The 1,399-nt window shown below is 68.1% G+C and carries 1 protein-coding gene; it reads right to left on the reverse strand.

Annotated features, from left to right (window positions below; translation table 11 throughout):
* Positions 1-76: 76 nt before the first annotated feature.
* Positions 77-949 carry a branched-chain amino acid ABC transporter permease gene (locus CH341_RS31215; protein ID WP_111423573.1) on the reverse strand — a complete coding sequence of 291 codons (873 nt, stop codon included), beginning with the start codon at positions 947-949 and terminating at the stop codon, positions 77-79.
* Positions 950-1,399: the final 450 nt, after the last annotated feature.

Below are 1,399 nucleotides of genomic sequence, written 5' to 3' on the forward strand. Positions count from 1 at the left end.
CCCGCGAGCGAAGCTCGTGGCGGGGAGGGGGCGGGGGTGGGGGGCTCTTTGCTTCGATGATCACGCCCTGCATCGCTCAGCGTCCGAACAAGCCGGCGGGTCGCACCGCCAGCGTGATCAGCAGCAGGCCGAAGCCGACCGCGGGGGCCCAAGAGGGGCCGTAGAAGGTCGCCGTCATGCTTTCCACCACGCCGAGCAGCATGGCGCCGATCAGCGTGCCGGGCAGGCTGCCGAGCCCGCCGAGCACACAGATGGCGAACACGCGGCCGATGTATTCGCGGCCGATCGACGGCTCGATCGGCTGGATGACGATCAGGAAGGCGCCCGCCATGGCGCAGGTGGCGATCGACGCCGCGAAGGCGATGCGGCGGATCTTCACCGGATCGGCCGCCATGAGCTGCAGCGCGACCTGATCCTGCGCCACCGCCATCACGGCGCGCCCGATGAAGGTGCGGGTGAGCAGGAGCTGCAGCACGGCGAGCATCAGCAGCGAGACCAGGCACGGCACCAGCATGCGGAGCGGGATCTGCAGGATGCCGAGGTCGAGCGACCGGTCCATGTAGACGGCGTTGACGTAGCGATAGTCGACGCCGAAGGCCAGGATCAGCCCGACCTCGGTGATGAACAGGAGCCCGAAGAAGAAGGCGAGGCCGCGCAGCGAATCCTGGCCGCGCTTCTCGAAGGCGAGGAAATAGACCTGATAGATCGCGGCGCCGAGCGCGTAGAAGATCGGCAGCGCCAGGATCCCGACCACGATCGGATCGATCCCGAACGCCGCGTTGGCCAGATACGCGACGTAGGAGCCCAGGATGATGAAGGCCGGATGCGCGATGTTGACGATGTCGAGAATGCCGAACGAGATCGAGATGCCGACCGTCACGGCGGCGTAGAAGCCGCCCAGCAGCAGGCCGGCCACCAACGCGTTCAGCACCAGATCGAGTTCGAGCATCGATGTCCTCGGTGACGGACTTGTTCGTGGGGACGCGCCCGGCCTGGGCCGGAGCGCGACGGATGGTTCGCCGCCGCCGGAGGCGGTCCGGCGAAGGGATGGCGACGCGACCGGCGAGACGCCGACGAGGGAACGGCACCACGTGCGACGCGGATCGAAGCGCGCGCCGGTGCTCCGATACGTGCAGCCTCGACGACGCGTGCGCGCAACGACGCGTGCGCGCGATGAAACGTGGTGATGCAGTGCGCCAGACGCGCGAAAAATCTCCTCTCCCCGACGTTGTCCTCTTCGGCCCGGTCGTTCGTGCGCCGGGCTCGTCCTTGCTTGGCCGTCAGTGTGCAGGACGGCGCGCCGCTTGGCTAGAGTGGTTTTGATGCAGAGTGGGCAGGACCGTGGGACGGGGAGCTTTCAGGTTTTCTCGGTCGTCCCGGGGCGGCGCGACCGGGCCGG

This window comes from Rhodoplanes roseus (genome assembly GCF_003258865.1).
Classification (GTDB): domain Bacteria; phylum Pseudomonadota; class Alphaproteobacteria; order Rhizobiales; family Xanthobacteraceae; genus Rhodoplanes; species Rhodoplanes roseus.

Coding starts and splice junctions, on each gene's coding strand:
- CH341_RS31215 (WP_111423573.1), bottom strand. CDS start 949: ATGCTCGAACTCGATCTGGTGCTGAACGCGTTGGTGGCCGGCCTGCTG.